Source organism: Paraburkholderia unamae (assembly GCF_003096875.1).
GTDB lineage: Bacteria > Pseudomonadota > Gammaproteobacteria > Burkholderiales > Burkholderiaceae > Paraburkholderia > Paraburkholderia unamae.
The window spans coordinates 26,889-53,268 of the sequence record NZ_QEOB01000020.1 but is presented as its reverse complement, the minus strand read 5'-3'; the positions used below and the strand labels follow the sequence as shown (position 1 = coordinate 53,268).

Here is a 26,380-nt window from a genome sequence, read left to right as displayed (position 1 = left end):
CGCCCGCGCGCCGCGAACCATTCGCCGCGCGTCGATGGGGACATTGTGCGAACCCGCGCCTCGCCCGAATACTCGGCCATATGGCCAACGTTCGACCTGCGTGCTACCCACACGCGAGAGGCGCGTCTACAGTGCGGATATCGGGTTGCCCAATCGCATGGGTCCGCGTATGTAAGCATCTCGAAAGCCCCGCGGCGAGCGGCGGCTATAATCGCGGGACCGTTTTTCTGGTGTTCGTATGCAAGATCAGCTTCCTTCGTCCGTGCCGCCCTCCACGCCGCCCGAACCACCCAGGCGGCGCAAACGCCCATGGTGGGCTACGCTGCTGATCGCCTTTTTCGGCCTGATCTTCGCGGGCGTGGTGTGCGTGGCGCTGGTGCTCGGCTACGCGCTCGTCGTGGCCACCCCGAACCTGCCTTCGCTCGAGGCGCTCACCGACTACCGCCCGAAGGTGCCGCTGCGCATCTACACGCGCGACCACGTGCTGATCGGCGAATTCGGCGAGGAACGGCGCGACATCGTCCATTTCCAGGACGTGCCCGACAATCTCAAGAAGGCCATTCTCGCCATCGAGGACGCGCGCTTCTACGACCACGGCGGCGTCGACCTCGCGGGCATCGCGCGCGCGGGCGTGGTCGCGCTCACCAATGGCCACGCCACCCAGGGCGCGAGCACGATCACCATGCAGGTGGCGCGCAACTTCTTCCTTTCGAGCGAAAAGACCTACACGCGCAAGATTTACGAGATGCTGCTCGCCTACAAGATCGAGTCCAAGCTCTCGAAGGATCAGATTCTCGAGGTGTACATGAATCAGATCTATCTGGGTCAGCGCGCGTATGGCTTCGCGAGCGCCGCGCGCGTGTATTTCGGAAAGGATCTGAAAGATCTCACGCTCGCCGAATGCGCGATGCTCGCCGGGCTGCCCAAGGCGCCCTCGGCCTATAACCCGGTCGTCAATCCGAAGCGCGCGAAGGTGCGTCAGGAGTACATCCTCCAGCGCATGCTGGAACTGCACTACATCACGCAGGAGCAGTACGACACGGCCGCGGCGCAACCGCTCGTCGTCAAGGGCGCGGGCAAGGAGTTCAGCGTCCACGCCGAATACGTGGCGGAAATGGTGCGCCAGATGATGTACGCGCAGTACCACGAAGAGGCGTACACGCGCGGCCTGAACGTCGTCACGACCATCGACTCGGCCGATCAGGACGTCGCCTATCACGCGCTGCGCAAGGGGCTCATGGACTATGAGCGCCGCCACGGCTATCGCGGGCCGGAAGCGTTCATCGACCTGCCCTCCGACGCCGAGGACCGCGAGCAGGCCATCGACGACGCCCTCGTCGAGCACCCCGACAACGGCGAGCTGGTGGCGGCCGTCGTCACCGCCGCGAGCCCGAAGGAAGTGCAGGCCACCCTCATGGACGGCAACACTGCGATCATTACCGGCGACGGTCTGCGCTTCGCGCAGTTCGCGCTGAGCACGCGCGCGCAGCCGTCGCAGAGAATCCGGCCAGGCGCGATCATCCGCGTGGCGCGCAACAACGCAGGCGAATGGTCGATCACGCAGTTGCCGCAGATCGAAGGCGCGTTCATCTCGATCGTGCCGCAGGACGGCGCGATCCGCGCGCTCGTGGGCGGCTTCGACTTCAACAAGAACAAGTTCAACCACGTCACGCAGGCGTGGCGGCAGCCCGGTTCGAGCTTCAAGCCGTTCATCTATTCGGCGTCGCTCGACAAGGGCCTCGGGCCGGCCACCGTCATCAACGACGCGCCGCTCTTCTTCAGTGCTGCGGAAACCGGCGGCCAGGCGTGGGAGCCGAAGAACTACGGCGGCGGCTTCGACGGCCCCATGAGCATGCGCACGGCGCTCATGAAGTCGAAGAACCTCGTGTCGATCCGCATCCTCAACCATATCGGCACGAAGTACGCGCAGCAGTACATCACGCATTTCGGCTTCGACGCCGACCGCCACCCGGCCTACCTGCCAATGGCGCTCGGCGCGGGTCTCGTCACGCCGTTGCAGATGGCGGGCGCCTACTCGGTGTTCGCCAACGGCGGCTATCGCGTGAATCCGTATCTGATCGCCGAGGTCACGGACCAGCGCGGCATGGTGGTCGCCCAGGCGCAGCCGCTCGTGGCCGGGCAGAACGCACCGCGCGCCATCGACCCGCGCAACGCGTACATCATGAACAGCCTCTTGCAGAGCGTCGCCCAGCGCGGCACGGGCGCGAAGTCGAACGTCCTCAAGCGCACCGACCTGGGCGGCAAGACCGGCACGACCAACGACTCGCGCGACGCCTGGTTCGCCGGCTACCAGCACACGCTGGCCGCGATCGCGTGGATCGGCTACGACAACCCGCGCAGCCTGGGCGACAAGGAAACGGGCGGCGGCCTCGCGTTGCCGGTATGGATCGACTACATGCAGAAGGCGCTCAACGGCGTGCCCGAGTACAAGATGGCGATGCCCGACGGCATCGTCACGCTCGGCGACGAGCTTTACTATGCCGACGCCACGCCGGGTCGCGGCTTCGTCTCCACGGTGGGCATCAGCCAGGCGGCGCTGGAAGCCTCGGCGAGCGGGGCTTCGGGCGCGGGCGGGAGTGACAGCGCCGGCGCGGCGCCCACGCCCGAACACGTGAATGCGAAGGAAAAGGAAGACATCATGAATCTGTTCCGGGGGCACTGAATCTCGCCGGAACCGGAACCATGAAAAACGGGCGCCAGCTTTGCAACTGGCGCCCGCTTTTTTTACGTGCTCACGCTTTTGGCTTCAGGGCGCGAACCGAACCGGCTCGCCCGCCTGCTCCGTCGCGTAGGCCGTGAGCGCCGAGAAGAACTCGGTGCCCGTGCGCGTATCGCGCCACTCGCCGTCGATAAAGCGATAGTGGAAACCGCCTGCCTTCGCCGCGATCCAGATCTCGCTCATCGGCGGTTGCAGATTCACGATGATCTTCGTGCGATTCTCGAATTCGAGCGTCAGAACGTTGCCGCTACGCTCAAGTTCGATGTCGGCCTCGGTCTCGTCCACGGCGCGCTCAACGGCCGCCAGCACGGCCTCCGCGCGGCTCAGGTAGTCACTGTCTGGCATGCTAAACTCCACCGGTTATTCATTCAGGGACAATTATGCGTGTCATTTCAGAGATGCGCGCAGCGGCATCCCGCGTATCGACCCGCGCGATTCTAGCGGCTTTTGCGATAAGCGCCGTTGCGCTCGCGGGTTGCGGCCAGCGCGGGCCGCTGTACATGCCCACCGTGCCGCCGCTTCCGCCCAAGCCCAGCTTCGAATCCGAGCCGCAGGACACCGGTGCGAACACGCCCGCGAATGCGCCTGACTCGGCATCGTCGGCGTCGGCGCCGCTCGGGACGATTCCCGACACCTCGGGCACGCCGCTCTCGTTGTCCCCGGACACCGAACTCAGCACCCCACCTTCGGCCACCGGCAGTCCGCAACCGGCTTCCGGCGCCGAGCCAACCCAATAAGATGCTCGCATGACCCAGTCCGCTTTTCACCGTGACAACGGCACGCTCTTCGTAGAAGGCGTGTCCGCCGCCGATCTCGCCGCGCAGTACGGCACGCCGCTTTACGTGTACTCGCGCGCGGCCCTCACCGCCGCATGGCACGCCTATGCCGACGCCTGCGCCGGCCGCCACGCCAAGGTGCACGTCGCGGTGAAAGCGAACAGCAACCTCGCGGTGCTCAATCTGTTCGCGCGCGAAGGCGCCGGCTTCGACATCGTTTCGGCGGGCGAGCTCGCGCGCGTGCTCGCGGCGGGCGGCAAGGCGCAGGACGTGGTGTTCTCGGGCGTCGGCAAGACCGCGGGTGAAATGCGCGAAGCGCTCGAAGCTGGCGTGAAGTGCTTCAACGTCGAATCGATTCCCGAACTCGACCGCCTGAACGACGTGGCGGGCCAGCTCGGCAGGAAGGCGCCGGTCTCGCTGCGCGTGAATCCGGACGTCGATCCGAAAACGCATCCGTACATTTCCACGGGCCTGAAGGCAAACAAGTTCGGTGTCGCGTTCGAAGAGGCGCGCGCCACTTATCGCGCGGCCGCGGCCATGCAGAATCTCGAAGTGGTCGGCATCGACTGCCACATCGGCTCGCAGATCACCGAAATCGCGCCGTACCTCGACGCCATCGACAAGCTGCTCGAACTCGTCGACCAGATCGAAGCCGACGGCGTGAGCATCCGCCACATCGACGTGGGCGGCGGCCTCGGCATTCGCTACGACGACGAAACGCCGCCCGATATCGGCGAGTTCGTGCGCACGGTGCTCGACCGCATCGAGACATATGGCAAGCAGGTCGGCCGGGCGCGCGAGGTGTACTTCGAGCCGGGCCGCTCGCTCGTGGGCAACGCGGGCATCCTGCTCACCACCGTCGAATTCCTGAAGCCGGGTTCGGAGAAGAATTTCGCGATCGTCGATGCGGCGATGAACGACCTCGCCCGCCCCGCGATGTACGACGCGTATCACGCGATCGAGCCGGTCGTGGAACGCAATGCGCAGGCCCAGACCTACGACGTGGTCGGCCCGGTGTGCGAAAGCGGCGACTGGCTGGGCCGCTCGCGCGACCTGGCGATCGAGCCGGGCGACGTGCTCGCGATCCGCTCGGCGGGCGCTTATGGCTTCGTGATGAGCTCGAACTACAACACGCGTGCGCGCGCGGCCGAGGTGATGGTCGACGGCACGCGCGTGCATCTCGCGCGCGAGCGCGAAAACGTGGCGCAGTTGTTCGCTAGCGAGCGCGTGCTGCCGGACTAAGCGCTTGCGGCGCTCCGTCCATGCGAAAAAGCGACGCCCCGGCGTCGCTTTTTTGTTGTCTGCTCGCGCGAGAAGCGCCTGAGAAGTGACTGAGAAACGCCGATCTGGCCGCTACACGGCGCCTGCGCCCGCCCGCGCGGCGCGCCATCGCCCAAGCAGCCACACGCCCAGCCGCCAGCCGAGCAACACCAGCATGATCGCGCCGTAGAGCTTGGGCAGCGCGAGATCGTGCTTGCCCGCCTTCATCCACCAGAAGTGGAGGATCGCCAGCACACCGATCGCATAGACGAGCCGATGCAGCGTCTGCCAGCGCCGCCCGAGCCGCCGCGCCATCGCACGCGTGGACGTCACCGCAAGCGGAATCAGCAGCACGAACGCCGCAAAGCCCACCGTGATGAACGGCCGCTTGCCCACGTCCTTGAGCATTGCGGCGACGTCGAACCACTTGTCGAACCAGATGTAAGTGGTGAAGTGCAGCGCCGCGTAAAAGAACGCGTACAGGCCCAGCATGCGGCGAAAGCGGATCAGCGCGTTCCAGCCGGTGAGCCGGCGCAGCGGCGTGACCGCGAGCGTGATGCAGAGGAACACGAGCGTCCAGAGGCCCGTGGAACGCGTGATGAACTCGATCGGATTCGCGCCCAGCCGGTCGGTGAAGCCGAAGAACACGATGCGTGCGAGCGGATACCACGCGGCGACGAACACCGCCCCCTTCGCCCATGGCAGCCAGCGCGGGCCGGTGGCGCCCGCCGCGCGCGCGCCCGCTTTCGCAGCCTTCGCACGCGGCAAGGCCGCTGCCTGCGGTGTGGTTGTCGATTCCATCTCTCGCTCCATGGCGCGTGCGCCGCTCAAAAGTTCTTGCGCAGATCCATGCCCTGATACATCGACGCCACGAGATCGCCGTAGCCGTTGTACATGAGCGTCTTGCGCTTGGGCTGGAAGAAACCGTCCTCACCGATGCGCCGCTCCGTGGCCTGGCTCCAGCGCGGGTGATCGACGTTCGGGTTCACGTTCGAATAAAAGCCGTACTCGTTCGGCGCGTACTTGTTCCAGCTAGTGGGTGGCTGGTTCGCGACGAAGCGGATCTTCACGATCGACTTCGCGCTCTTGAAGCCGTACTTCCACGGCACGATCACACGCACGGGCGCGCCGTTCTGGTTCGGCAGCACCTGGCCGTACAGGCCCACGGTGAGCAGCGTGAGCGGATTCATCGCTTCGTCCATGCGCAGGCCTTCCGAATACGGCCAGTCGAGAATCGGCTCGGCGAGGCCCGGCATCTGCGAGGGGTCGGCGAGCGTGACGAACTGCACATAACGCGCATTGCCCGTAGGCTGCGCGCGGCGAATCAGTTCGGAAAGCGAAATACCGATCCACGGAACGACAATCGACCACCCCTCCACGCAGCGGTGACGGTACACGCGCTCTTCGAGCGGCGCGAGCTTGAGGATCTCGTCGATGTCATAGACCTTCGGGTTCTTCACCTCACCTTCGACGCTCAGCTTCCACGGACGTGGGCGCAGCGTGTGCGCGTTCTGGGCCGGGTCGCCTTTATCGGTGCCGAACTCGTAGAAGTTGTTGTAGGTCGTGACGTCCTTGTAGGGCGTGACCTTGTCGAGCGCGACGAACTTCGTGTTCGTTTGCGCGGCGAGCTTCTGGGCCTTCGGGTCGCCGGGCGCGTATTCCGCGAGCGCCTGCGTCGCGCCGAATGGCCCCGCAATGCCGCCCAGCGCGAGCGCGCCCGCCGCCTGCAAAATGCGCCGGCGCTGCTCGAACACCTTTTGCGGCGTGATTTCGCTCGCGGGGATGTCGTCACCGTTGAGCAAGATCCTGCTGCTCCGCTTGATCCACATGTTGCTGCTCCTGCTTCCTGCGCGGCTTGGCGCCACCGGCGCGTTGATGGTGTCGCGATCCGTCCCCGCCGCGACTCGCGAGGGGGCGAGGGGTGGATCGACTGGATGACCTCAAGCGGGCAAACGCACGTGGCGCGCAAAGCTTCCAGGCTGACGAAAAAAAACCGTCGGAGCGCGAGGCATCCGACGGTTAGTTCGTCCTGCGAGCGGTTTTGGTTACAGCTTGCCGTAGCTGTGCAGGCCCGAGAGGAACATGTTCACGCCAAGGAACGCGAAGGTCGTGACGAGCAGGCCCGTGAGCGCCCACCAGGCCGCCACGCCGCCGCGCAGCCCCTTCATGAGGCGCATGTGCAGCCAGGCCGCGTAGTTGAGCCAGACGATCAGCGCCCAGGTTTCCTTCGGGTCCCAGCTCCAGTAGCCGCCCCAGGCCTGCGCGGCCCACAGCGCGCCAAGGATCGTGGCGATGGTGAAGAACGCGAAACCGACGGCGATCGACTTGTACATGACGTCGTCGAGCACGTCGAGCGAGGGCAGGCGGTCCGCCAGCACGCCGCGCTCCTTCATGATGTAGGCCACGCCCACCATGGCCGAGAGCGCGAAGCTGCCGTAGCCGATGAAGTTCGCCGGGACGTGAATCTTCATCCACCAGCTTTGCAGCGCGGGCACGAGCGGCTGGATCTGCTGCGCGTCGCGCGCGATCGAGTACCACATCAGGAAGCCCACGGCCGCGCTGATCACGAGCAGCACGAACGCGCCGAGCGCGCGCGTGTTGTAGTGCTTTTCGTAATACAGATAGAAGAGCGCCGTGATGAGGCTGAACAGCACGAACACTTCGTAGAGGTTCGAGATGGGAATATGGCCCACGTCCGCGCCGATCAGATACGACTCGTACCAGCGCACCATCAGGCCGACGAAGCCCATGAGCACCGCCGCCCACGTGAGCTTCGTGCCGATCGCGCCGCCGGTGGCCGAGCGCGAGAGCAGCCCGATCCAGTAGAACAGCGTGGCGAGCACGAAGAGCGCGCTCATCCACAGAATGGCCGACTGGCTGGAGAGGAAATACTTGAGGAAGAAGGCTTGATCGGCGCGCGCGAGGTCGCCCTGGTAGATCTGGATGGCCCCGATCGCGAGCACGGCGATGCCGGCCATGAGCAGCCGCGCCGGTTTCCAGCGCCAGCCCAGCACCACGAGCGCCGGTGTCGTGCCGCAGAGCACCAGCTTGTCGTAGTAGTTCATGTGCGCGTGGTAGCGCGAGAGCGCGAAACCCGCGCCCGCCACGAGCGCCAGCGCGAACAGCCAGTCGAGCGCGCTCAGGCGGCGCAGGAACGGGCGTTCGTCGAAGAAGTCGTCCGTGTGGAGGTCGTGAGCGCCCGCGGCGTCGCGCGCCGCGGAGCCGGCCAAAGCAGCGCGTTCGGCGCGGCGAGCCTTTGCGGAAGAGGAAACCTGAGTCAAGTCCATGGGCTTACCGGTGTCGATCGTGAATATCCTGGATCACGGCGCACGGTCCGTGCCGTTGCCGTTCGCGTCGCCAGTCTTCGGCGCCGCGCCCAGCGCGCGGCCGACCGCGTCGCGGGTACGGGCGAACTCCTTCTCGAAGTCGAGGGTACGGCGGGCGGTCGACATCGCCATGATGACGTCGACGCCGTGGCCCTCGCCATCCGGATCTTTCCGATCCTTCAGCCAGAACCACAACCGCCGCTCACGCACGTAGAACATCGAGAAGATGCCAAGCACGAGCAACAGGCTGCCAAGATACACGACTTTCTTGCCCGGCGCGCGCGTCAACTGAAATACCGAAGCTTGCACCTGCTTGAATGAATCGAGCTGTAGATAGACAGGCGATCCATACAGGAAGCTGTCGGATATGGCATTGATCGAGTCCTGCACGAAGCGCGCGGAATCGGCATCGGGCTTCAGGTCCGGCTCGCCGGCCTGCTCGCGGGCGAGCTGCCACAGGTCCCACGTCGCGCCTTCCAGCATGCGCAGCAGCAGGCCCGCAGCCTTTTCCTGCTGGTCCTTCGGCACCGATTTGTCGATGAAGGTCGCCACCGCCTGGAAGCCGCCTGCCGGCGTTGCCGCGCCCGTCTTCGGCGCGTCCGTGCCTGCGAAAAGGGTCAGCACGCGTTCCGCGCTCTCCTCCAGATGCTGTTGCAGTTCGCGGTTCGAATCGGGGACGGAGCGCGTCGCGAAGCGCTTCGCCGCCTGCACGCGCAACGCGGGATCTTCGAAGGCCGCGCGCAACATCATCCATTCTTTGGGCGTGCCGCCGCTGTCGGCGGGAATGCGAAGGTAGCGGAACGGATCGTCGGGATTCTCGCGCATGCCCGCGAGGAACATGCGATCGCCGCCGCCCACGTCCACGGGCAGCATGTAGTTGTTGTACTCGCGCGCCTGGCCGTCCTTGTCACGCACCTTGTACTGCACCGAGGGCCCGACGTTATGCAGGTCGAGCGGCTTCGAGCTCTTCGCGCCGGAACCGAGACGCTCGTCGAACGCTTCCTTGAGCGACTGGTGTGCCACGCCGCGCACGTCGTTCACCCCGCTGCCGTTCGAGATGTTCTCGACGTTGATCGCGCGGAAGTCGGCGAATTCGATCGTCTGGCCGTCCATGCCCGGCAGGCTCTGGCCCGCGGGCGCCGCGAGCGGCGCCGAATTGCCGATCGTGCCGCCGAACGGGAAGCTCTTCATGCTTGCGCCCGCCATGGGCCATGCGGTCATCGACATCTGCGAGCCGCCGTCCTGGAAGCTCGACTGATAGATCGACACGCCGTCGTACTCGAACGGCTCGTTCACCTCGATGCGCGCCGGAACGCGCTGGCCCGTCTTGTGGTCGATCACGACGATGTCGCTCGCGAACAGCTTGGGCATGCCGGTCGAGTAGTAATCGACGATGAACTTGTTGAGCTGGATCGAGAACGGCAGGTCCTGGATCAGCGAGCCGTCGGGCTGGTTGAGGATGGCCGTGGACACATACTGGCCCTCCGGCACCCACGCGTAGCCGCGGAAGGTCGGGTTCGACTGCGAGAGCCGGTGCTCGGGCGGAATGTCGTTGATGACGGCATTGCTGCGAATGGGCGTCTTGTCGAAGAGCCACATCTGGAATTTGATCGGCAGATTGCTGTCGAGCAGGCCGCCGATGCAGATCACCACGATCGCGAGGTGCGCGAAGATGTAGCCGATCTTCGTGAGCGCGCCGCGCTTGGCGGCGATGAGCGTGGCGCCTTCGGTTTCGCGCGTGACGAAGCGGTAACCCATGCGGCCCGCGAGCTTGCCGAGCGTGACCGCGGTTTGCTCGCGCGTGCCGCCTTCCACGGCGAATTCGCCCTTGTGATGGAACGCGCGCAGGCTGCCTTCGCGGACCTTGTCCTTCCAGCTCTTCATGTCCGCGAGCATCTTCGGCGCGTTGCGGATCACGCACAGCGAGACCGACACCACGAGAAAGCCGAGGATCGTCATGAACCACCACGCGCTGTAGACCGTGTAGAGGCTCAGCGAGCGGAAGATGTCGGCCCAGAACGGGCCGAACTGGTTGACGTAGTTCGGGTAAGGGTCGTCCTGCGTGAGCACCGTGCCGATGATGCTCGCAATGGCGAGCACGACGAGCAGCGCAATCGCGAAGCGCATCGAACTGATCAGCTCGACGGCGCCTTTCACCGCCTTCTGGCGAACATTCAACTGCAAACCCTGCGTGGTGACGCTCATTCAAACTCCGCTTTTCGCTTCTCGCTCGTGCGTCGGTTTCGCACGCGTGTCAGACGCTACAGCAAAAAAGGGTGCAGGCGCGCCGCCGGCGTGGCGACGCCCTCACCCTTTCTTGTTCTCCTGCCGGCCGCTTCGATCGACGCGCGGCAATCGCGCGGCAAACTCACAGTCAGTGCAAGCCTGCGGCGTAGTCGGCGACGGCCTTGATTTCGTCGTCCGAGAGCCGGTGCGCGACGGTGCGCATCGGGTCGTTGTTGTTGCGCGTGCCCTGCTGGAACGCGTTGAGCTGCGCGACGATGTACTCCGACCACTGGCCCGACAGGCGCGGGTACTGGATCGGAATGCCCTGCCCCGTGGGCCCGTGGCAGGCCGCGCACGCCGGCACGCCCTTGTCGGCGATGCCGCCGCGCCAGATGGCCTGACCTTGCGGCACGGTCTTCGCGTCGTGTGCGTAACCGGGCTTGGGTGTCTGGGAGGCGAACCAGGCTGCGACGTTGATCATATCCTGGTCTGACAGCGCTGCCGCAAAGCCCGCCATGATCGGGTTGGCGCGTGCGGCCGGCTTGCCGCCGGGCTGTGGCTTGAAGTCCTTGAGCTGCTTGACGAGATAGTCGGCGTGCTGGCCGGCGAGCTTCGGATAAGCGCCGCCGGCGCTGTTGCCGTCGGCCGCGTGACAGGCCGCGCAAACCTGCGCGGCGATCGCTTGCCCCCGGGCGAGATCGGGCTTGGCCGGCGTGCCCTGCTCCGCCGCTTTTGCTTGCCCCGCCATCATGACTAAACTTGCTGTAAGACCCGCCGCTATCGCACTCTCGAACACCTTCAAGGACTTGCCCAGTCGATTCATTCGCGCACCTTGTTTCGTCTTGTGGGAATCAGGTTCTGCAATGGACGACAGCGACCGATCTACCTCGAAAGGCCCGCGCTGGCCTCACTGGTATTCAGTAAACCATCGCATTGTACAATAGCGCGCAAGGCGTCACCGCGCCAGTCGGGCCTCGCCCCGATATCCCAGATTCCATCCCGGGCGCTTCCGGGCCCGGCGGGGCCACCCGCCGCGTTGTTTCATAATGTGGTCCTTTTCCGATGGCCTTCCTGCTGCATCAAGCCCGGTTCTTTACGACGGTCAACCACCTGCGCGATCTGCCCGCCACGGCGCGGCCCGAGGTCGCGTTCGCCGGCCGCTCGAACGCCGGCAAGTCCACCGCCATCAATCTGTTGTGCAACCAGAAGCGCCTCGCCTTCGCCTCGAAGACGCCTGGCCGCACCCAGCACATCAACTATTTCGGCGTCGGCCCCGCTGACGAACCGGCCGGCTATCTTGTCGACCTGCCGGGCTACGGCTACGCCGAAGTGCCGCTGGCCGCGAAGGCGCACTGGGAGCAACTGCTCTCGCTGTATCTGCAAACGCGCGCCCAGCTCGTGGGGCTCGTCCTGATGATGGACGCGCGTCGCCCGCTCACCGACCTCGACCGCCGCATGATCGAGTGGTTCGCGCCGACGGGCAAGCCGATCCACGCCCTCCTCACGAAATGCGACAAATTGACGCGTCAGGAAAGCGTGCTCGCGCTGCGTACGACGAACAAGGCGTTCGACGAATATCGTCAGCAAGGCTACGAAGGGAAATTGAGCGCCCAGCTTTTCTCCGCGCTCAAGCGCGTGGGGCTGGACGAGGCGCACGCGGTGATCGAAAGCTGGATCGTGCCGCAGGCATCCGAGGAAGAAACCGGCGCGGCAGCGAAGTAACGAAGTAACGCCGCTCGGGGCTGCGGCCCGCGCCAGCGGGCGTTTGGCGGGCGTTTGGCGCGCTTTCGTCTGATCTTCCGGCAAGACGCGCAGCCTTGAGACCCGCTATGTGCGCTACCGCACACAACGCTCACCGGCCACGGCCGTCAACGCCCTTTGCGGGCCCGCTCGCGGCGCTAAAACCGCGATTTTCAGCCTCCCAGAAAAAAACCCGCCGTAAATGCCGGCGGGTTAAACAGCCTTATCGAAAAACGACAGGCACCCGCTCAGGGAGGAGAAGCGGGGAGCTCGGCGCCAGGCGCCTCGCTCGATCGGTATGATATACCATTGTCCCGAAAAGTTTCCCGCGCCCCGGGACCCATCCCGTTTCAAGATATCCGCCGACATGAGCTTCTACCCGCATCATCGTCCGCGCCGCATGCGACGTGACGATTTCTCGCGCCGTCTGATGCGCGAAAACCTCCTCACCACCAACGACCTGATCTACCCCGTGTTCGTCGTCGCGGGCAACAACGTGCGCGAAGCCGTGCCGTCGATGCCCGGCGTCGAGCGCGTGTCCATCGATCTGCTGATGGGCGTCGCCGAGCAGTGCGTCGAACTCGGCATTCCGGTGCTCTCGCTCTTCCCCGTGGTCGACCCGGCGCTCAAGACGCCCGATGGCGTCGAGGCGACGAACCCGGACGGCGTGATTCCGCGTGCCGTGCGCGAGTTGAAGAAACGTTTCCCCGATCTCGGCGTGCTCTGCGACGTTGCGCTCGACCCGTACACGAGCCACGGCCAGGACGGCGTGCTCGACGAAAACGGCTACGTCATCAACGACGAAACCATCGAGATCCTCGTCGCGCAGGCGCGCACGCAGGCCGAAGCGGGCGTCGATATCGTCGCGCCTTCGGACATGATGGACGGCCGCATCGGCGCGATCCGCGAGATGCTCGAAAGCGAGAACCATATTCATACGCGCATCATGGCGTACTCGGCCAAGTACGCTTCGGCGTTCTACGGTCCGTTCCGTGACGCCGTCGGTTCGGCGTCGAATCTGGGCAAGGGCAACAAGATGACCTACCAGATGGACCCGTCCAACTCCGATGAAGCGCTGCGCGAAGTGCGCCTCGACATCGAGGAAGGCGCGGACATGGTGATGGTCAAGCCCGGCATGCCGTATCTCGACATCGTGCGCCGCGTGAAGGACGAGTTCCGCTTCCCGACCTACGTGTACCAGGTGAGCGGCGAGTACGCCATGCTCAAGGCCGCCGCGCAAAACGGCTGGCTCGATCACGACAAGGTGATGATGGAGTCGCTCCTCGCGTTCAAGCGCGCGGGCGCCGACGGCATCCTCACGTATTTCGCGCTCGACGCCGCGCGTTTGCTGCGCGCGCAGAAGTAAGCGTCGCTTACCTCACATGCAAAAGGGCACGTCCACGGACGTGCCCTTTTGTTTTTGCGCCCGCGCTCAGGCTGACGGAGAAGCCTGCGGTTGCGCTGCGGGCGCCGTCACGCGATCGAGCCGCGCGAGGAAACGGTCGGCGTTTTCGTAGCCCACCACGCGCAGCACTTCGCGGCCTTGCGCATCGAAGAAGATGATGCCCGGCGGCCCGAACAGGCCAAAGCGCTTGAGCAGCGCCTGATCGTCGGGATTGTTGGCCGTCACGTCGGCGCGCAACAACCCGAGTTGCGCGAGGCGCGCCTGCACGCGTGGGTCGCTGAAGGTGAACTTCTCCATTTCCTTGCAGCTCACGCACCAGTCTGCGTAGAAGTCGAGCATCGACGGCTTGCCTGCCGACTTGAGCGCCGCGTCGAGTTGCGAAGGCGAACGCACGGGCGCAAACGCCAGCGCATCGGCTGCGTTCGCACCGCCGTTCTGGTTTCCGGTCACGGCGGCGGAAGCGCCCACACCGCCCGCACCACCCTCGCGCGCGGCGAGCACCGCGAGCGGACGCAGCGGGTCGCTGGAGCCGGCGGCAAGCCCGACGATGAGCGTCGCCGCCCAGATGGCGAACGCCGCGCCCAGACCACGTCCAAGACGGCGCCAGACGTTGGACGACCCCGCATTCGGCGTGAACAGGCCGAGCGCCGCCGCCGCGAGCAGCAGCCAGAGCGCGGCGAGCAGCATTTGCGCGGTCGCGCCGAGCACCGGCCAGACGATCCACAGCGCGGCGGCCAGCAGCACGACGCCGAAGAACACCTTCACGCCGTCCATCCACGTGCCTGCGCGCGGCAGCAGCGCGCCAGCGCCAAGCCCGAGAATCATCAGCGGAACGCCAAGGCCCAGGCCCATCGCAAAGAGCGCCGCGCCGCCGAGCACGGCGTTGCCCGTGTGGGCGATGAACGCGAGCACCGCGAACAGCGGCGCGGTCATGCAGGCGCCCACCACGAGCGCGGAAAGCGCGCCCATCAAGGCGACCGCCGCGAACTTTCCGCCCGAGCGGCCCTGCGTGGCGCGCGAGGCGCCGTCCTGCCAGCGCTGCGGCAGCGCGATGTCGTAGCCCGCGATCAGCATCACCGCAAAGGCCGTGAGCAGCACCGCAAACACGCCGAGCACCCACGGATTCTGCAACCACGCGCCCAGACTCTGGCCCACGAGGGCGGCAGCAATGCCGAGCGCGGTATAGACGAGCGCCATGCCGAGCACGTAGACGAACGAGAGCGCGAAGCCGCGGCTCCGCGTCACGCGCGCGCCCTCACCGACGATGATCGCCGAAAGGATCGGGATCATCGGATAGGAGCAGGGCAAGAGGCTCAGCACCATGCCCGCGACGAAGTACAGGCCGACCACCGCGAAGAAGCCGCCTCCTTGCAGCAGTGACTGGGCGTAGTCGGCGCTCGTGGCGCGCTCGTACCAAGGCTCGGCATCAGACGGAGCCGGTGCGGCGCTCGGCTGGGGCAAGGGCGCGGGCGTGGACGGCGCCCGAGCCGCGTCAGGAGCGACGCTCTGGGCCGCCGTAGCGGCCTGCAAAGCCGCACCGCTCACGCGATAGACGTGCTCCGCAGGCGGATAGCAGATGCCCGCATCGGCGCAGCCTTGCGATGTCACGGCGAGATCGAACGGGCCGCCCGCCTTCTGCACCGGCACGCGAATCGTCAATTCGCCGCGATAGGTCTCCACGTTCTTCTGGAACGTCGGATCGAACTTCACGTGGCCAGGCGGGATCTGCGCATCGCCAAGTTGCGTCGTACCGTTGCGCGCGGCGAAGGCGAAGCGCTCGCGGTACATGTAGTAGCCGTCCGCGATCTTGAAATGCACGTCGACCATGCCCGCCTCTTCGCTCGCGCTGAACGTGAAGGCCTGATCGGGGGGCAGGAAGTCATCGTCGGCGGCACGCGCCAGCGACGCACCGAACAGCAGCGGCAGCAGACAGCAGACTAGTGCGAAGAAGCTGAAGAGCGAAGGCGCGACGCGCGAGCGCCGATTGATGCGGTTAGACATGTAGGGGACGCTGAGTCTCGGCATTGACCCACTGCCCGTAGGCGTTCGACGCCGTGGCCTGCCACGAGAGAATCTCGGGCGTTTCGTAGGGATGCTGGGTCTGGATGAACTGTTCGAGCTCGGCCGCGCGGGCGAGGCTCGTCTTGAAAAGCAGCTGGATCTCTTCGCCCGACTCGATCTTCCCCTGCCAGTGATATTCCGAATGCACGACGCCAAGACGCGTCACGCAGGCGGCGAGGCGCTGCGCAAGCGAGCCGGAGGCAAGCTTTTCGGCGGTGCCATCGTCGGGCACCGTGGTCAGCATCAGGGTCACATTGAGGGTCACGACGAACTCCGGCGTGGCGCCCGCGCGCAGCAGCGAACGCGGACTTCGGGGCAGAACGTAATCGTACCATCGGCGCCGATTGCCTTCTCTTGTGCGCCATGTGGCAAAAGGGACCTGCGACCGGTAAACACGACTCGGCGCGTTTTAATCCGCGCCCAAAAACAAAAAAGCCAGGCTAGGCCTGGCTTTTTCGCGCGCCGCTCGATCGTGAGATCAAGCGACTGAAAGCTTATTCCGCTTCCTGGATGTTCTCTTCCGTGACTTCCGGACGGTCGAGCAGTTCGACCAGTGCCATCGGCGCGTTGTCGCCAACACGGAAACCGAACTTCAGGATACGCAGGTAGCCGCCCGGACGGTTCGCGAAACGCGGACCGAGCACGTCGAACAGCTTCGTGACCGAGTCACGATCGCGCAGGCGGTTGAACGCCAGACGACGGTTTGCCAGCGACGGCTTCTTGCCCAGCGTGATGAGGGGCTCGACAACCTTACGGAGTTCCTTCGCCTTCGGCAGCGTCGTCTTGATGACTTCGTGCTCGATGAGCGAGTTGGACATGTTACGGAGCATTGCCAGACGGTGGCTGCTCGTGCGGTTCAGTTTCCGCAGACCATGACGGTGACGCATTTCAATTTCCTTGAAACAAAGTTTTGGTCCAGCTCTTCTATCGCCTTTCCATGAAGGCACGGGCCGGTACGTGAAAAAGGCAAGACGCGGATTCTAAAGGAAAATCCGCGTCTGTGCCACATACATTACTTGTCGAGACCAGCCGGCGGCCAGTTTTCGAGCTTCATGCCGAGCGTGAGACCGCGCGAAGCGAGCACTTCCTTGATCTCGTTGAGCGACTTGCGACCCAGGTTCGGGGTCTTGAGCAGCTCGTTCTCGGTGCGCTGGATCAGATCGCCGATGTAGTAGATGTTCTCGGCCTTCAGGCAGTTCGCCGAGCGAACCGTGAGTTCGAGATCGTCCACCGGGCGCAGCAGGATCGGATCGATCTGCGGTGCGCGCGAAGGCGCTTCCGCGGCCGTTTCCGTGCCTTCCAGAGCAGCGAACACCGACAGCTGATCCACGAGGATGCGCGCCGACTGGCGGATCGCTTCCTCAGGCGAGATCACGCCGTTGGTTTCGATGTTCATCACGAGCTTGTCGAGGTCAGTACGCTGTTCGACACGCGCGCTTTCCACGGCGTAGCTCACGCGGCGAACCGGCGAGAACGACGCGTCCAGCACGATGCGGCCGATGATCTTGGCCGACTCGTCGCCATAACGGCGCACGTTGCCCGGCACATAGCCGCGGCCCTTTTCGATCTTGATCTGAACGTCGAGCTTGCCGCCCTTCGTCAAATGCGCAACCACGTGTTCCGGATTGATGACTTCGCAGTCGTGCGAGAGTTCGATGTCACCAGCGGTGACAACGCCTTCGCCTTCCTTGCGCAGCGTAACCGTCACTTCGTCACGGTTATGCAGCTTGAACACCACACCCTTCAGGTTCAGCAGCAGGTTGACCACATCCTCTTGCACACCATCGAGCGTCGAGTATTCGTGCACGACGCCTGCGATCGTCACTTCGGTCGGCGCATAGCCCACCATCGACGACAGCAGCACGCGCCGGAGCGCGTTACCCAAGGTATGGCCATAACCGCGTTCGAACGGCTCCATGACCACTTTCGCGTGGTTGTCGCCGAGCGATTCCACAGCGATGATCTTGGGTTTCAACAAACTGGTTTGCATAGGTTTTCCTTTTCAATACCCTCGGCTCGTTACACCGATAAGGCTGAGATGGCCACAACCTGAAATTAAACAGCCGAGGCCACCTCCTGCGCGAAGCACAGAGGTCACCCCGGCCGTTAATCCGATTACCGCGAATACAATTCGACGATCAGGCTTTCGTTGATGTCGCCAGCGATGTCGCTGCGCTCAGGCATGCCCTTGTACGTGCCTTCGAACTTCTTCGCGTCGACCGAAACCCAACCTGCGATGCCGCCTTGCTCTGCCAGCGACAGGGCTTCGACGATACGCGCCTGCTTCTTCGCCTTTTCGCGGATCGCGACGACGTCGCCAGCCTTCACTTGCATCGACGGGATGTTCGCGACGACGCCGTTCAGCGTGAGAGCCTTGTGGCTCACGAGCTGACGCGCTTCAGCGCGGGTCGATGCGAAGCCCATGCGGTACACGACGTTGTCGAGACGCGACTCGAGCAGCTTCAGCAGGTTTTCGCCGGTGTTGCCCTTGATACGGTCCGCTTCCGCGAAGTAGCGGCGGAACTGACGCTCGAGCACGCCGTAGATACGCTTCACTTTTTGCTTTTCGCGAAGCTGCGTGCCGTAGTCGGACGTACGGGCACCCGAGGTGCGGCCATGCTGACCCGGCTTGCTGTCGAGCTTGCACTTGTCAGCGAGCGAGCGGCGTGCGCTCTTCAGGAAGAGGTCGGTGCCTTCACGGCGGGACAGCTTGGCCTTCGGGCCGATATAACGTGCCACGTTGCTTTCCTTCGATAATTGATCACGCGAAGTCTAAAACGGGAGGACCCGCGACTCGCGCTAGTTCGGCCCTTTGGACCGAACGGTGGGCTTAGTCAATTCAATAGCGCCGAGAGCCTGGGACGCCGTTTCCGGCGGCTCAGGCGATCGGCAAAAGCGACGCCTTAGATGCGACGGCGCTTCGGCGGACGGCAGCCGTTGTGCGGGACCGGCGTCACGTCGGAGATCGCGGTGATCTTGATGCCAAGACCATGCAGCGCGCGCACCGCCGATTCGCGGCCAGGACCGGGGCCCTTGATCCGCACTTCGAGGTTCTTCACGCCGTATTCCATCGCCACGCGGCCAGCCGATTCGGCTGCGACCTGAGCTGCGAAGGGGGTCGACTTGCGCGAACCCTTGAAGCCCTGACCGCCCGAGGTTGCCCAGGCAAGCGCGTTGCCTTGACGGTCGGTGATCGTGATGATGGTGTTGTTGAACGACGCGTGAACGTGAACCACGCCCTCGGCGACGTTCTTCTTAACCTTCTTGCGAACGCGTTGCGCCGCGGAGTTGTTCGAAGCCTTAGCCATTACGTTTTCCTGTAACTGTCAGATCCGCTTACTTCTTCAGCGACTGTGCTGCGCGGCGCGGACCCTTGCGCGTACGTGCGTTGGTACGCGTACGCTGGCCACGCAGGGGCAGGCCCTTGCGATGGCGCACGCCGCGGTAGCAGCCGAGGTCCATCAGGCGCTTGATGTTCATCGTCGTTTCACGGCGGAGATCGCCTTCGACGACAAACTTGCCCACTTCCTCACGCAGCTTTTCCAGATCCGCGTCGTCCAGGTCCTTGACCTTCTTGTTGAACGGCACACCCGCGGCCACGCAGATGTTGCGCGAACGCGTGCGGCCAACACCGAAAATTGCCGTCAGGCCGATTTCAGTGTGCTGGTGGTTCGGGATGTTAACCCCTGCAATACGAGCCATTGTTTTTCCTCAAACAAAAAGCGCAAGCGCGCTAATCAGCCTTGGCGCTGCTTGTGGCGCGGGTCCGAGCTGCAGATCACGCGAACGACGCCGTTACGCTTGATGATTTTGCAGTTGCGGCAAATGCGCTTTACCGATGCCATCACTTTCATGATATTACCCTTTTTCCTAAATCACTTCGCCCGGAACACGATCCGCGCACGCGACAGATCGTAAGGCGTCAACTCAACCGTCACCTTGTCGCCCGGGAGGATACGGATGTAGTGCATCCGCATCTTTCCGGAAATATGCCCTAGAACGACATGGCCATTTTCCAGCTTCACCCGGAAGGTTGCGTTGGGGAGGTTTTCGATCACCTCGCCTTGCATCTGGATTACATCGTCTTTGGCCATAGGTCCTTTCAACGCATCGGGACGCCGCCGCCCTTGAAGTTGGCCTTCTTGAGCAGCGATTCATATTGTTGCGACATCACGTACGACTGTACCTGCGCCATGAAGTCCATTGTGACGACGACAATGATCAGCAACGACGTTCCGCCAAAATAAAACGGCACGTTCCAGCGCAGTACCAGAAACTCCGGCAGCAGGCAAACGAACACGATATAGATCGCACCGGCCAGCGTCAGACGCGTGAGGATGCGGTCGATATAACGTGCCGTCTGATCGCCCGGGCGGATGCCAGGAACGAACGCGCCACTTTTCTTCAGGTTGTCGGCCGTTTCCCTGCTGTTGAACACCAGTGCGGTGTAGAAGAAGCAGAAAAAGACGATCGCCAACGCGTACAGCAACACGTACACAGGCTGGCCAGGCTTGAGAGCTTCGGCCACGTTGTGCAGCGTGTCCGCGAACCAGCCGGAACGCGAACCCGAACTGAACCAGTTCAGAACTGTCGCCGGGAACAGGATGATCGACGACGCGAAGATCGGCGGAATCACACCCGACATGTTCAGCTTGAGCGGCAGGTGAGACGACTGCCCGCCGTAAATCTTGTTACCAACCTGACGCTTCGCATAGTTCACGAGGATCTTGCGCTGGCCGCGTTCAATGAACACTACCAGATACGTCACGGCCGCAATCAGCACCACGATGATGATCGCCGAGACGGGGCCCATCGAGCCAGTGCGAACCAGTTCGAACAGACCGCCGATCGCATTGGGGAAACCCGCCGCGATCCCGCCGAAGATGATGATCGAAATGCCGTTGCCAAGCCCGCGTTCCGTGATCTGCTCACCAAGCCACATCAGGAACATCGTGCCGGTCACGAGCGTCACGACCGTCGTCAAGCGGAACACCATGCCCGGATCGATCACGAGGCCGGGCTGGTTCTCCAGCGCGACCGCGATGCCGAACGCCTGAAACGTCGCCAGCACCACCGTGAAGATCCGCGTGTACTGCGTGATCTTGCGTTGTCCAGCCTGCCCTTCCTTCTTCAGCGCCTCGAGCTGCGGCGAAACAATCGCCATCAGCTGCAAGATGATCGACGCCGAGATATACGGCATCACACCCAGCGCGAAGATCGTGAACCGCGACAGTGCACCACCCGAGAACATGTTGAACATGCCAAGGATGCCGCCCGACTGGCTCTGAAAGAGCTTCGCCAGCTGGTCCGGATCGATACCCGGAACCGGAATGTGCGCGCCGATGCGATAAACGACCAGCGCCAGCAGCAGGAACACTGCACGCCGACGCAGGTCGCCGAACTTCGGTGCGCTGCGACCGGTTTTTGCGAGACTCGGGCTGTTAGCCAAGTAGCTTCTCCGATGCAGATGCTAGTGACGGCGGGCAAGCCCGCACGCACCACTCACAATCACTCGGCAAAAGAACCGCCTGCTGCTTCAATCGCAGCACGCGCATTCTTCGTCGCACCCAGGCCCTTCACGACGACCTTGCGCTTGATCTCGCCGGTGGCGATGATCTTCGCGCTGCGGGTCAGTTCGCCCACGAGGCCTGCCTGCTTGAGAGCCAGCAGATCGATTTCGTCGACCGGCAGCTTCTCGAGGTCGGCGAGGCGCACTTCACCAACGAATTCCTTCGTCAGCGAGGTGAAGCCGCGCTTCGGCAGACGACGTTGCAGCGGCATTTGACCGCCTTCGAAGCCAACCTTGTGGAAGCCGCCCGAACGCGATTTCTGACCCTTGTGACCACGGCCGGCGGTCTTGCCGAGGCCGGAGCCGATGCCGCGACCGACGCGACGCTTAGCGTGCTTCGCGCCTTCTGCCGGCTTCAGGTTATTCAATTCCATTTCAAACTCCTGGAGTCTTTTGGTCCGCGTGCGCGTTAACCGATGACCTTGACGAGGTACGAGACCTTGTTGATCATGCCGCGCACAGCCGGCGTGTCCTGCAACTCGGAAACCGAGTTCAGGCGGCGCAGGCCGAGACCGCGCACGGTGGCACGGTGCGTTTCGCGGGTCCCAATCAGGCTCTTGACGAGCTGAACCTTGACAGTTTTTTCAGACATGGTGCCCACCCTTAGCCCAGAATGTCTTCGACGGACTTGCCGCGCTTCGCCGCGATGTCAGCCGGGGTCGACTGCTTGCGCAGACCGTCCAGCGTGGCGCGAACGAGGTTGTACGGGTTCGTCGAACCGTGGCTCTTGGCCACGACGTTCTGCACGCCCATCACGTCGAACACTGCGCGCATCGGGCCGCCGGCGATCACGCCCGTACCTGCCTTCGCCGGAGCGAGGAGGACGACCGATGCGCCATGCTTGCCGTGCACTTCGTGTTGCAGGGTGCCGTTCTTCAGGGGCACCTTGAACATGTTGCGGCGAGCTTGTTCCATCGCCTTCTGGACAGCAACCGGCACTTCCTTCGACTTGCCCTTGCCCATACCGACGCGGCCATCACCATCGCCAACCACGGTCAGTGCGGCGAAGCCGAGAATACGGCCGCCCTTCACAACCTTGGTCACGCGATTGACCGAAATCATTTTTTCGCGAAGGCCGTCGTCGCGTTCGTCAGCCTGAACTTTCGCTTGCATCTTTGCCATGACGAATTCCTTCCTTAGAACTTGAGCCCGGCTTCGCGCGCTGCATCAGCCAGCGCCTTGACGCGGCCGTGGTAGCGGAAACCCGAGCGGTCAAAGGCGACGGATTCGATGCCGGCGGCCTTAGCCTTTTCTGCAATACGCTTGCCGATCAGCGAGGCAGCGGCGACGTTGCCGCCCTTGCCCGACTGGTCAGCCAGTTGCGCACGCACTTCAGCTTCAAGCGTCGACGCGCTGGCCAGCACCTTGGTGCCGCAGGGCGAGAACACTTGCGCGTAGATGTGCGTGTTCGTGCGATGCACGGCCAGACGCGCGACCTGAAGCTCAGCGATCTTGAGACGCGTCTGACGAGCGCGGCGCAGGCGAGATTGAACCTTATCCATGATTGCGCACCCTTACTTCTTCTTCGTTTCTTTGAGGATCACGACCTCGTCGGAATAACGCACGCCCTTGCCCTTGTACGGCTCAGGCGGACGATAGCCGCGCACTTCTGCTGCGGTCTGTCCGACTTTCTGCTTGTCGATCCCCTTGATCACGATTTCCGTTTGCGACGGGGTTTCGGCCTTGATGCCTTCGGGCATCTGGTGCACCACGGGGTGCGAGAAACCCAGCGACAGATTCAGCTTGTCGCCTTGCGCCTGAGCACGGTAACCAACGCCAACCAGCGTCAGCTTGCGCTCAAAACCCTTCGTCACGCCTTGCACCATGTTCGCGACGATCGCGCGCATCGTGCCCGACATCGCATTGGCTTCGCGGCTGTCGTCGGTCGGCTCAAACTTGAGCGTGCCGTTGTCGTTCACCACCTTGACGAGGCGGTTCGCAGCTTGCGAAATCGTACCCAGCGCGCCCTTGACGGTAATCTTCTCGTCGCTGAGCGTCGCTTCTGCGCCTTGCAGCGCGACCGGGCTCTTACCTACTCGAGACATGTTTCTTCTCCTTAGGTCTTAAGCGACGTAGCAGATAACTTCGCCGCCGACGCCAGTAGCGCGCGCCTTGCGGTCCGTCATCACACCCTTCGGCGTCGAGACGATCGCAACGCCCAGGCCATTCATGACCTGCGGGATGTCGTTACGGCCGCGGTACACGCGCAGACCCGGCTTCGAGACGCGTTCGATGCGCTCGATAACGGGACGGCCAGCGTAGTACTTCAACGCGATGTTCAATTCCGACTTCGCACCTTCGGTTTTCACCGCGAAGTCGTCGATATAACCTTCGTCCTTCAGAACCTGCGCAATCGCAATCTTCACTTTCGACGAGGGCATAGCAACCGAAACTTTCTCGACCATCTGCGCATTGCGGATGCGAGTCAGCATATCGGCGATAGGATCACTCATGCTCATTTATGTTTCTCCTATTACCAGCTCGCCTTGGTGATGCCAGGGATCTCACCACGGAACGCGATTTCACGAATCTTGTTACGTGCGAGACCGAATTTGCGGAACGTGCCACGCGGACGACCCGTGATCGCGCAGCGGTTACGCTTGCGGGTCGGGTTCGAGTTGCGGGGCAGTTGTTGCAGTTCGAGGCGAGCTGCGTAACGCTCTTCTTCAGACTTGCTTTGGTCGTCGATGATCGCCTTCAGCTCTGCACGCTTCGGTGCAAATTTCGCTGCCAGACGAGCGCGCTTCTTTTCACGTTCGATCAGTGCCAGTTTAGCCACGGTAACCTCAGTTTCTGAACGGGAACTTGAAGCTGGCGAGCAGTGCCTTCGCTTCTTCGTCGGTCTTCGCAGTCGTCGTGATGCTGATGTTCAGCCCACGCAGCGCGTCGATCTTGTCGTAGTCGATTTCGGGGAAAATGATCTGCTCTTTCACACCGATGTTGTAGTTACCACGGCCGTCGAACGCCTTGCCCGACACGCCACGGAAGTCGCGCACGCGGGGGAGCGCAACCGTCACGAAACGGTCCAGGAATTCGTACATGGCATTGCCACGCAGGGTAACCATCGTACCGATCGGGTAGCTTTCGCGGATCTTGAAACCAGCGATTGCCTTACGCGACTTGGTGATGACGGGCTTTTGGCCGGCGATCTTCGTGAGGTCGCCAACGGCGTGCTCAAGGACCTTCTTGTCAGCGACGGCTTCACCGACACCCATGTTCAGGGTGATCTTGGTGAGGCGCGGCACTTCCATGACCGACTTGTAACCGAACTTCTCGATCAGGCCAGGAACGACCTTCTCTTTGTAAAATTCTTGCAAACGTGCCATTTTTTACTCCGCAGCGTCAGGCGCTCAGAACAGCACCGGTCGTCTTCAGGAAACGAACTTTCTTGTCCCCTTCGACCTTGATGCCCACGCGCGACGGCTTACCGTTCGCGTCGACCAGTGCGACGTTCGAGATAGCCAGCGGCATTGCCTTGGCTTCCACGCCACCCGTCGTACCCTTCATCGGGTTCGGCTTCACATGTTTTTTGACAATGTTGATGCCTTCGACAGTAACGCGCTCTTCGCCAATCGCCACTACGACGCCGCGCTTGCCCTTGTCTTTGCCAGTGACGACGATGACTTCGTCACCCTTGCGAATCTTGTTCATCGCGACTCCTTACAGCACTTCCGGCGCCAGCGAAACGATCTTCATGAATCGTTCGCTACGCAGCTCACGCGTAACCGGCCCGAAAATACGGGTGCCGATCGGCTCAAGCTTGGTGTTCAAAAGCACGGCGGCGTTGCCATCGAACTTGATCAGCGAGCCGTCTTGACGGCGCACGCCCTTCGCGGTGCGAACCACAACGGCGTTGTAGATTTCGCCCTTTTTCACGCGCCCACGCGGCGTTGCTTCCTTGACGGTCACCTTGATGATGTCGCCAATGCTGGCATAACGACGCTTCGAGCCGCCGAGCACCTTGATGCACATGACTTCACGCGCACCCGTGTTGTCGGCTACTTCAAGCCGAGTTTCGGTCTGGATCATGGTTTATCTTTCCCAACTTAATCCGGTTGCGCCACCATGGCACATCCAGTCAGTCTTGGTCCCGTCAGCCGCGCCGCCACTAGAACGACCGCTCAGCTGCTTGGGTTAGAACAGCAGCGACGGCAAACGAAACCGGCCATCGCATTCCGGTGAATCTTGCAGATCCGGACTGGCGCCCGAACCACCTCCCTCAGTACTTCTGCCCGTTGCTTTGCCAACAACGTGCTCATAAAGAGGGAAGACCAAGACTATAACTCGATAATCTTGGTCTAGCAAGCGAAATCTTTAGCGATTTCAACAACTTCTGCATCCCGGAGAATGGCTCCCCGGGATGTTGCTGCTTTACAACTGCGCTTTTAGATCACGCGTGCTGCTTCGATCAGCTTCGACACCGTCCAGGCCTTCGTCTTCGAGAGAGGACGGGTCTCCTGGATTTCAACGAGGTCACCCTCGTTGTACGTGTTCGCTTCGTCGTGAGCGTGGTACTTCTTCGACTGCACAACGTACTTGCCGTAGATCGGGTGCTTGACGCGGCGCTCGACCAGAACGGTGACCGTCTTGTCCATCTTGTTGCTGACGACCTTGCCGACCAGCGTCCGCTTAAGCGAGGTTTTCACGCTTTCGTTCATTTCTGGTTCGCCTTCTCAGTCAGGACGGTCCGCACACGTGCGATGTCGCGACGAACCTTCTTCAGCTGGCTCGTGTTCGTGAGCTGCTGGGTCGCGAGTTGCATGCGCAGGCCGAATTGCGCCTTAAGCAGGTCCGACAGCTCCTTGTTGAGCGCGGCCTGGTCTTTCTGGTGAAGTTCGGATGCCTTCATCATTCACTCCTTAGGCGCCGAGCTGGCGAACCATGAAGACCGTCTTCAGCGGCAGCTTGGCTGCGGCCAGACGGAAGGCTTCACGGGCCAGTTCTTCGGACACACCATCCATTTCGTACAGCATCTTGCCCGGCTGAATCTCGGCGACGTAGTACTCCGGGTTACCCTTACCGTTACCCATACGCACTTCCGCCGGCTTTTGCGAGATCGGCTTGTCCGGGAAAATACGGATCCAGATACGGCCGCCGCGCTTGATGTGACGCGTCATTGCACGACGCGCTGCTTCAATCTGACGCGCGGTCAGGCGACCACGACCGATAGCCTTCAGACCGTATTCACCGAACGAAACCGCGTTGCCGCGCGTTGCGATACCGGTGTTACGACCCTTCTGCTCTTTGCGATACTTCCTGCGTTTCGGTTGCAGCATC

Annotated in this window: 34 protein-coding genes; 5 read left to right on the top strand and 29 right to left on the bottom strand. The window is 63.0% G+C overall.

What is annotated here, in order from left to right; genetic code table 11:
* The first annotated feature begins 238 nt into the window (after positions 1 to 238).
* Positions 239 to 2,683, top strand: coding sequence for a penicillin-binding protein 1A (locus tag C7402_RS33775; RefSeq protein WP_116613695.1), 2,445 nt, complete (start codon positions 239 to 241; stop codon positions 2,681 to 2,683).
* Positions 2,684 to 2,767: 84 nt separating this feature from the next.
* On the opposite strand, the gene cyaY is transcribed toward C7402_RS33775, so the two are convergent.
* Positions 2,768 to 3,085 carry an iron donor protein CyaY gene (gene cyaY, locus C7402_RS33770; RefSeq protein WP_112174834.1) on the bottom strand — a complete coding sequence of 106 codons (318 nt, stop codon included), beginning with the start codon at positions 3,083 to 3,085 and terminating at the stop codon, positions 2,768 to 2,770.
* Between the two features lie 35 nt (positions 3,086 to 3,120).
* Here cyaY and lptM point away from each other — a divergent pair, with 35 nt between their 5' ends.
* Both lptM and lysA read left to right on the top strand, forming a co-directional pair.
* Positions 3,121 to 3,477 carry an LPS translocon maturation chaperone LptM gene (gene lptM / locus C7402_RS48360; RefSeq protein WP_116613694.1) on the top strand — a complete coding sequence of 119 codons (357 nt, stop codon included), beginning with the start codon at positions 3,121 to 3,123 and terminating at the stop codon, positions 3,475 to 3,477.
* Positions 3,478 to 3,486: 9 nt separating this feature from the next.
* A complete protein-coding gene (gene lysA / locus C7402_RS33760) occupies positions 3,487 to 4,758 on the top strand; it encodes a diaminopimelate decarboxylase (protein ID WP_116613693.1) in 1,272 nt (423 codons plus the stop codon).
* A gap of 111 nt (positions 4,759 to 4,869) precedes the next feature.
* Here the strand turns inward: lysA and msrQ are convergent, their stop codons facing one another.
* The 5 genes from msrQ to C7402_RS33735 form a co-directional block, all read right to left on the bottom strand.
* Positions 4,870 to 5,589: a protein-methionine-sulfoxide reductase heme-binding subunit MsrQ gene (gene msrQ / locus C7402_RS33755; RefSeq protein WP_165842056.1), complete on the bottom strand. Its 720-nt coding sequence runs from the start codon at positions 5,587 to 5,589 to the stop codon at positions 4,870 to 4,872.
* 14 nt (positions 5,590 to 5,603) lie between these two features.
* A complete protein-coding gene (gene msrP / locus C7402_RS33750; protein WP_116613691.1) occupies positions 5,604 to 6,605 on the bottom strand; it encodes a protein-methionine-sulfoxide reductase catalytic subunit MsrP in 1,002 nt (333 codons plus the stop codon).
* Positions 6,606 to 6,821: 216 nt separating this feature from the next.
* A complete protein-coding gene (gene ccsB, locus C7402_RS33745; protein ID WP_112174829.1) occupies positions 6,822 to 8,063 on the bottom strand; it encodes a c-type cytochrome biogenesis protein CcsB in 1,242 nt (413 codons plus the stop codon).
* A 33-nt stretch (positions 8,064 to 8,096) separates the two neighbouring features.
* On the bottom strand, positions 8,097 to 10,307 hold the full coding sequence (locus tag C7402_RS33740; protein WP_116613690.1) for a cytochrome c biogenesis protein ResB: 2,211 nt from the start codon (positions 10,305 to 10,307) through the stop codon (positions 8,097 to 8,099).
* Positions 10,308 to 10,476: 169 nt separating this feature from the next.
* Positions 10,477 to 11,151 carry a c-type cytochrome gene (locus tag C7402_RS33735; protein ID WP_112174827.1) on the bottom strand — a complete coding sequence of 225 codons (675 nt, stop codon included), beginning with the start codon at positions 11,149 to 11,151 and terminating at the stop codon, positions 10,477 to 10,479.
* A gap of 239 nt (positions 11,152 to 11,390) precedes the next feature.
* Between C7402_RS33735 and yihA the strand changes: the two genes are divergently transcribed.
* Positions 11,391 to 12,050, top strand: coding sequence for a ribosome biogenesis GTP-binding protein YihA/YsxC (yihA, locus tag C7402_RS33730; protein WP_112174826.1), 660 nt, complete (start codon positions 11,391 to 11,393; stop codon positions 12,048 to 12,050).
* Positions 12,051 to 12,435: 385 nt separating this feature from the next.
* Positions 12,436 to 13,434 carry a porphobilinogen synthase gene (gene hemB / locus C7402_RS33725; protein WP_112174825.1) on the top strand — a complete coding sequence of 333 codons (999 nt, stop codon included), beginning with the start codon at positions 12,436 to 12,438 and terminating at the stop codon, positions 13,432 to 13,434.
* 66 nt (positions 13,435 to 13,500) lie between these two features.
* Here hemB and dsbD read toward each other — a convergent pair whose 3' ends face one another.
* From dsbD to rplP, 23 genes are all read right to left on the bottom strand, one after another.
* Positions 13,501 to 15,474 carry a protein-disulfide reductase DsbD gene (gene dsbD / locus C7402_RS33720; RefSeq protein WP_116613689.1) on the bottom strand — a complete coding sequence of 658 codons (1,974 nt, stop codon included), beginning with the start codon at positions 15,472 to 15,474 and terminating at the stop codon, positions 13,501 to 13,503.
* On the bottom strand, positions 15,467 to 15,778 hold the full coding sequence (gene cutA, locus C7402_RS33715) for a divalent-cation tolerance protein CutA (RefSeq protein WP_181565720.1): 312 nt from the start codon (positions 15,776 to 15,778) through the stop codon (positions 15,467 to 15,469). Before cutA ends, dsbD begins: the two co-directional genes overlap by 8 nt.
* A 250-nt stretch (positions 15,779 to 16,028) precedes the next feature.
* A complete protein-coding gene (rplQ, locus tag C7402_RS33710; RefSeq protein WP_027819334.1) occupies positions 16,029 to 16,421 on the bottom strand; it encodes a 50S ribosomal protein L17 in 393 nt (130 codons plus the stop codon).
* Between the two features lie 125 nt (positions 16,422 to 16,546).
* Positions 16,547 to 17,524 carry a DNA-directed RNA polymerase subunit alpha gene (locus tag C7402_RS33705; RefSeq protein ID WP_027819335.1) on the bottom strand — a complete coding sequence of 326 codons (978 nt, stop codon included), beginning with the start codon at positions 17,522 to 17,524 and terminating at the stop codon, positions 16,547 to 16,549.
* Between the two features lie 125 nt (positions 17,525 to 17,649).
* Positions 17,650 to 18,273, bottom strand: coding sequence for a 30S ribosomal protein S4 (gene rpsD, locus C7402_RS33700; RefSeq protein WP_112174822.1), 624 nt, complete (start codon positions 18,271 to 18,273; stop codon positions 17,650 to 17,652).
* Positions 18,274 to 18,437: 164 nt separating this feature from the next.
* Positions 18,438 to 18,842, bottom strand: coding sequence for a 30S ribosomal protein S11 (gene rpsK / locus C7402_RS33695; protein ID WP_006052224.1), 405 nt, complete (start codon positions 18,840 to 18,842; stop codon positions 18,438 to 18,440).
* A 28-nt stretch (positions 18,843 to 18,870) separates the two neighbouring features.
* On the bottom strand, positions 18,871 to 19,236 hold the full coding sequence (rpsM, locus tag C7402_RS33690; protein ID WP_027819337.1) for a 30S ribosomal protein S13: 366 nt from the start codon (positions 19,234 to 19,236) through the stop codon (positions 18,871 to 18,873).
* 35 nt (positions 19,237 to 19,271) lie between these two features.
* The gene (gene rpmJ, locus C7402_RS33685) at positions 19,272 to 19,388 is read right to left on the bottom strand and encodes a 50S ribosomal protein L36 (RefSeq protein ID WP_027819338.1); all 117 of its coding nucleotides are present in this window, start codon (positions 19,386 to 19,388) and stop codon (positions 19,272 to 19,274) included.
* 21 nt (positions 19,389 to 19,409) lie between these two features.
* Positions 19,410 to 19,628 (bottom strand): translation initiation factor IF-1, encoded by a 219-nt coding sequence (gene infA / locus C7402_RS33680; protein WP_004521905.1) that lies wholly within the window; start codon positions 19,626 to 19,628, stop codon positions 19,410 to 19,412.
* A gap of 8 nt (positions 19,629 to 19,636) precedes the next feature.
* The gene (secY, locus tag C7402_RS33675) at positions 19,637 to 20,983 is read right to left on the bottom strand and encodes a preprotein translocase subunit SecY (RefSeq protein WP_116613688.1); all 1,347 of its coding nucleotides are present in this window, start codon (positions 20,981 to 20,983) and stop codon (positions 19,637 to 19,639) included.
* A gap of 59 nt (positions 20,984 to 21,042) precedes the next feature.
* On the bottom strand, positions 21,043 to 21,477 hold the full coding sequence (rplO, locus tag C7402_RS33670) for a 50S ribosomal protein L15 (protein WP_028228146.1): 435 nt from the start codon (positions 21,475 to 21,477) through the stop codon (positions 21,043 to 21,045).
* A gap of 35 nt (positions 21,478 to 21,512) precedes the next feature.
* Positions 21,513 to 21,695: a 50S ribosomal protein L30 gene (gene rpmD, locus C7402_RS33665; RefSeq protein ID WP_010106952.1), complete on the bottom strand. Its 183-nt coding sequence runs from the start codon at positions 21,693 to 21,695 to the stop codon at positions 21,513 to 21,515.
* Positions 21,696 to 21,706: 11 nt separating this feature from the next.
* Positions 21,707 to 22,225 carry a 30S ribosomal protein S5 gene (gene rpsE / locus C7402_RS33660; RefSeq protein ID WP_028206522.1) on the bottom strand — a complete coding sequence of 173 codons (519 nt, stop codon included), beginning with the start codon at positions 22,223 to 22,225 and terminating at the stop codon, positions 21,707 to 21,709.
* Positions 22,226 to 22,239: 14 nt separating this feature from the next.
* The gene (rplR, locus tag C7402_RS33655; RefSeq protein ID WP_112174820.1) at positions 22,240 to 22,605 is read right to left on the bottom strand and encodes a 50S ribosomal protein L18; all 366 of its coding nucleotides are present in this window, start codon (positions 22,603 to 22,605) and stop codon (positions 22,240 to 22,242) included.
* A gap of 12 nt (positions 22,606 to 22,617) precedes the next feature.
* Positions 22,618 to 23,148: a 50S ribosomal protein L6 gene (gene rplF / locus C7402_RS33650; RefSeq protein WP_112174819.1), complete on the bottom strand. Its 531-nt coding sequence runs from the start codon at positions 23,146 to 23,148 to the stop codon at positions 22,618 to 22,620.
* Between the two features lie 18 nt (positions 23,149 to 23,166).
* Entirely contained in the window at positions 23,167 to 23,562 is a 396-nt protein-coding gene (gene rpsH / locus C7402_RS33645) for a 30S ribosomal protein S8 (protein WP_027819345.1), read from the bottom strand.
* A 14-nt stretch (positions 23,563 to 23,576) separates the two neighbouring features.
* Complete coding sequence (gene rpsN / locus C7402_RS33640) at positions 23,577 to 23,882, bottom strand: 30S ribosomal protein S14 (RefSeq protein ID WP_027819346.1); 306 nt, start codon at positions 23,880 to 23,882, stop codon at positions 23,577 to 23,579.
* 7 nt (positions 23,883 to 23,889) lie between these two features.
* Positions 23,890 to 24,429 (bottom strand): 50S ribosomal protein L5, encoded by a 540-nt coding sequence (gene rplE, locus C7402_RS33635; protein ID WP_027819347.1) that lies wholly within the window; start codon positions 24,427 to 24,429, stop codon positions 23,890 to 23,892.
* Positions 24,430 to 24,445: 16 nt separating this feature from the next.
* Positions 24,446 to 24,754 carry a 50S ribosomal protein L24 gene (gene rplX / locus C7402_RS33630; RefSeq protein WP_112174818.1) on the bottom strand — a complete coding sequence of 103 codons (309 nt, stop codon included), beginning with the start codon at positions 24,752 to 24,754 and terminating at the stop codon, positions 24,446 to 24,448.
* A 9-nt stretch (positions 24,755 to 24,763) separates the two neighbouring features.
* Positions 24,764 to 25,132 carry a 50S ribosomal protein L14 gene (gene rplN, locus C7402_RS33625; RefSeq protein WP_006998478.1) on the bottom strand — a complete coding sequence of 123 codons (369 nt, stop codon included), beginning with the start codon at positions 25,130 to 25,132 and terminating at the stop codon, positions 24,764 to 24,766.
* A gap of 356 nt (positions 25,133 to 25,488) precedes the next feature.
* Complete coding sequence (rpsQ, locus tag C7402_RS33620) at positions 25,489 to 25,761, bottom strand: 30S ribosomal protein S17 (RefSeq protein WP_028206516.1); 273 nt, start codon at positions 25,759 to 25,761, stop codon at positions 25,489 to 25,491.
* Positions 25,758 to 25,952, bottom strand: coding sequence for a 50S ribosomal protein L29 (gene rpmC, locus C7402_RS33615; protein WP_007180130.1), 195 nt, complete (start codon positions 25,950 to 25,952; stop codon positions 25,758 to 25,760). Before rpmC ends, rpsQ begins: the two co-directional genes overlap by 4 nt.
* Before the next feature lie 10 nt (positions 25,953 to 25,962).
* On the bottom strand, positions 25,963 to 26,379 hold the full coding sequence (rplP, locus tag C7402_RS33610; protein WP_042269753.1) for a 50S ribosomal protein L16: 417 nt from the start codon (positions 26,377 to 26,379) through the stop codon (positions 25,963 to 25,965).
* Position 26,380: the final 1 nt, after the last annotated feature.

Coding starts and splice junctions, on each gene's coding strand:
- C7402_RS33775 (WP_116613695.1), top strand. CDS start 239: ATGCAAGATCAGCTTCCTTCGTCCGTGCCGCCCTCCACGCCGCCCGAA.
- cyaY (WP_112174834.1), bottom strand. CDS start 3,085: ATGCCAGACAGTGACTACCTGAGCCGCGCGGAGGCCGTGCTGGCGGCC.
- lptM (WP_116613694.1), top strand. CDS start 3,121: ATGCGTGTCATTTCAGAGATGCGCGCAGCGGCATCCCGCGTATCGACC.
- lysA (WP_116613693.1), top strand. CDS start 3,487: ATGACCCAGTCCGCTTTTCACCGTGACAACGGCACGCTCTTCGTAGAA.
- msrQ (WP_165842056.1), bottom strand. CDS start 5,589: ATGGAGCGAGAGATGGAATCGACAACCACACCGCAGGCAGCGGCCTTG.
- msrP (WP_116613691.1), bottom strand. CDS start 6,605: ATGTGGATCAAGCGGAGCAGCAGGATCTTGCTCAACGGTGACGACATC.
- ccsB (WP_112174829.1), bottom strand. CDS start 8,063: ATGGACTTGACTCAGGTTTCCTCTTCCGCAAAGGCTCGCCGCGCCGAA.
- C7402_RS33740 (WP_116613690.1), bottom strand. CDS start 10,307: ATGAGCGTCACCACGCAGGGTTTGCAGTTGAATGTTCGCCAGAAGGCG.
- C7402_RS33735 (WP_112174827.1), bottom strand. CDS start 11,151: ATGAATCGACTGGGCAAGTCCTTGAAGGTGTTCGAGAGTGCGATAGCG.
- yihA (WP_112174826.1), top strand. CDS start 11,391: ATGGCCTTCCTGCTGCATCAAGCCCGGTTCTTTACGACGGTCAACCAC.
- hemB (WP_112174825.1), top strand. CDS start 12,436: ATGAGCTTCTACCCGCATCATCGTCCGCGCCGCATGCGACGTGACGAT.
- dsbD (WP_116613689.1), bottom strand. CDS start 15,474: ATGTCTAACCGCATCAATCGGCGCTCGCGCGTCGCGCCTTCGCTCTTC.
- cutA (WP_181565720.1), bottom strand. CDS start 15,778: ATGCTGACCACGGTGCCCGACGATGGCACCGCCGAAAAGCTTGCCTCC.
- rplQ (WP_027819334.1), bottom strand. CDS start 16,421: ATGCGTCACCGTCATGGTCTGCGGAAACTGAACCGCACGAGCAGCCAC.
- C7402_RS33705 (WP_027819335.1), bottom strand. CDS start 17,524: ATGCAAACCAGTTTGTTGAAACCCAAGATCATCGCTGTGGAATCGCTC.
- rpsK (WP_006052224.1), bottom strand. CDS start 18,842: ATGGCTAAGGCTTCGAACAACTCCGCGGCGCAACGCGTTCGCAAGAAG.
- rpsM (WP_027819337.1), bottom strand. CDS start 19,236: ATGGCTCGTATTGCAGGGGTTAACATCCCGAACCACCAGCACACTGAA.
- rpmJ (WP_027819338.1), bottom strand. CDS start 19,388: ATGAAAGTGATGGCATCGGTAAAGCGCATTTGCCGCAACTGCAAAATC.
- infA (WP_004521905.1), bottom strand. CDS start 19,628: ATGGCCAAAGACGATGTAATCCAGATGCAAGGCGAGGTGATCGAAAAC.
- rplO (WP_028228146.1), bottom strand. CDS start 21,477: ATGGAATTGAATAACCTGAAGCCGGCAGAAGGCGCGAAGCACGCTAAG.
- rpmD (WP_010106952.1), bottom strand. CDS start 21,695: ATGTCTGAAAAAACTGTCAAGGTTCAGCTCGTCAAGAGCCTGATTGGG.
- rpsE (WP_028206522.1), bottom strand. CDS start 22,225: ATGGCAAAGATGCAAGCGAAAGTTCAGGCTGACGAACGCGACGACGGC.
- rplR (WP_112174820.1), bottom strand. CDS start 22,605: ATGGATAAGGTTCAATCTCGCCTGCGCCGCGCTCGTCAGACGCGTCTC.
- rplF (WP_112174819.1), bottom strand. CDS start 23,148: ATGTCTCGAGTAGGTAAGAGCCCGGTCGCGCTGCAAGGCGCAGAAGCG.
- rpsH (WP_027819345.1), bottom strand. CDS start 23,562: ATGAGCATGAGTGATCCTATCGCCGATATGCTGACTCGCATCCGCAAT.
- rplE (WP_027819347.1), bottom strand. CDS start 24,429: ATGGCACGTTTGCAAGAATTTTACAAAGAGAAGGTCGTTCCTGGCCTG.
- rplX (WP_112174818.1), bottom strand. CDS start 24,754: ATGAACAAGATTCGCAAGGGTGACGAAGTCATCGTCGTCACTGGCAAA.
- rplN (WP_006998478.1), bottom strand. CDS start 25,132: ATGATCCAGACCGAAACTCGGCTTGAAGTAGCCGACAACACGGGTGCG.
- rpsQ (WP_028206516.1), bottom strand. CDS start 25,761: ATGAACGAAAGCGTGAAAACCTCGCTTAAGCGGACGCTGGTCGGCAAG.
- rpmC (WP_007180130.1), bottom strand. CDS start 25,952: ATGAAGGCATCCGAACTTCACCAGAAAGACCAGGCCGCGCTCAACAAG.
- rplP (WP_042269753.1), bottom strand. CDS start 26,379: ATGCTGCAACCGAAACGCAGGAAGTATCGCAAAGAGCAGAAGGGTCGT.